Origin of the sequence: Brunnivagina elsteri CCALA 953, assembly GCF_002289455.1 — a bacterium.
GTDB lineage: Bacteria > Cyanobacteriota > Cyanobacteriia > Cyanobacteriales > Nostocaceae > Brunnivagina > Brunnivagina elsteri.
Genome location: NZ_NTFS01000697.1, coordinates 1 through 1,797 on the forward strand (window position 1 = coordinate 1; position 1,797 = coordinate 1,797).

Consider the following 1,797-nt stretch of genomic DNA (forward strand, 5'->3'; position numbering starts at 1 on the left):
CCAATTAGCTTCTCCTCATCATAACCAAGGTCAAATAATTCCATCGAGCTATCTTGAGAATCAGAATCTAACAAATCGTAAACAACAAACTTTCGTGATGATTCATCTTCAACTCTGCCAACAATCAACTTATTATCGAGGTGACGACAACCTGTAATTCGCATTATCTGATAGAGATATAACGAATCAGTATTATCCTGAGTTGGAATACTCTCACTCGACTCAAATACCACAGAATTAGTAGAACTAGAAGTTACAGCTTCCTCCTCATCAACCGCACCTGAAATCGAAGCAATACAAGCAGCAGCTACAGTTGCAGATACAAACCCAACACTTCCTAGCAATGTAAAACCCATTCCCAGTTGTAAAGTTTGTTGAATGCGTTTCTCTGGTACGGTTTTAACTCCAGCTTTATCAAGACAAAGCAAACCAGGACTTCCAAAAACTGTTATAGCACCAACCACAATTGCAGCTAAAGAAGAAAATCCCACTGCTACATTAATTGTTCCAAATGCTCGACCACAAAACCTCTTCAACATAGTATCCCTCTCTAATACAGGTAACAAAAGCAGAAATTACTCTTGCCCCAGCAGCTTCAAATTGGGATTTGAGGACAATAATTAACCTACACCTTACTTTCTTCTGTTGCAGAATTTAATTAATTCTGTGTGAATATTTTCAGTATCGGTAATTATTTATCCCCAATGGTGATAGTAAGAGTTGAACTTACTTTATTGCGACTGCAATAATCCACCTATAGAAATATCACCCATCAAATCATTTCTAAATTTATTTACCTATTCGCTCACTTATTTAGTTGGTAATTGAATAGATTTATAAAAGTTCTCTAGTAAGAACTTTGGTGAAGAAGACAACCTCAATATCACTCCATCACTTTTAGCTCGATAGTAATAGTGAGGCACAGGAGATTGAATTACGATAAGATTGTCATTACGAATAATGCCAGCATCCACTAAACCATCTAAAATAGATTTACTAGCTGCGGAGACATTATCACTATCACGGGCAAAGGTTTTTAAATGCCAGTGATATTCAATCCACACCTTATCATTAAAACTAAAATCAACTTTTTGAGTTAAATTAGCAACTTTATTAGTCCAAGTTTTCTTAACCGCAGCACTTGCTCTCCAATCCGAACGTGCTAAATCAATTTGCTCATTTAAAGCTGGTGGAAGCATGTTGAATCTAAGTTCAAGTATCATTATTATCTTCCTCCTCTAAATTAGCAATAAATTCAGCTATCACATCGCGTATTCGTTTATATTTTCTGCCATCAGCACGCGATAAATTAAATACCTCCTGAACTATTTGATGTAGTTCATAACCTCGACTGTGGAGTGAATAAATTTGAGCCTTCGTGAAATCATCAAGGATAATATTAAAGGAAAACTCCTCCGACTGATTATTATTAACCAGTAAATCAGTTGTCAATTTATTTAACTTTGTCCGCAAAGTTTGATTATTAGAAGAAGTTTCACCTTTAAACCCAATATTAAAACTCGAAAAGTTCAACTTAGAATCCCAAAAAGGAGTATCAGAAGAATCAGAAGATGTACTCATCACTTGGTTGAGATACTCCTGAAAAGCAGCTTTAGTACCCAAATATAAACCCTGAAGACGCATCACACCCTTGGGAGATTTATACAGCATATCTCCACCACCCAATAAACTTGCAGCGCGATCATCATCGGGATTACCCAGAATAATCCCGCTATCTTCAGGACGAGATACCATAAAAGCAACCTTACCCGAACAGTTTGAGCGAATCAGGGGTTT

General features: G+C 36.6%; 1 protein-coding gene and 2 pseudogenes. All 3 read right to left on the reverse strand.

Annotation, left to right across the window (positions count from 1 at the left end; translation table 11 throughout):
- Window positions 1-539, reverse strand: a pseudogene (locus tag CK510_RS29965) (hypothetical protein); the annotation flags it as partial.
- 270 nt (window positions 540-809) lie between these two features.
- Window positions 810-1,223, reverse strand: coding sequence for a RusA family crossover junction endodeoxyribonuclease (locus CK510_RS29970; RefSeq protein WP_095725067.1), 414 nt, complete (start codon window positions 1,221-1,223; stop codon window positions 810-812).
- Window positions 1,213-1,797, reverse strand: a pseudogene (locus CK510_RS29975) (DNA translocase FtsK); the annotation flags it as partial. The gene CK510_RS29970 and the pseudogene CK510_RS29975, both read right to left, overlap by 11 nt.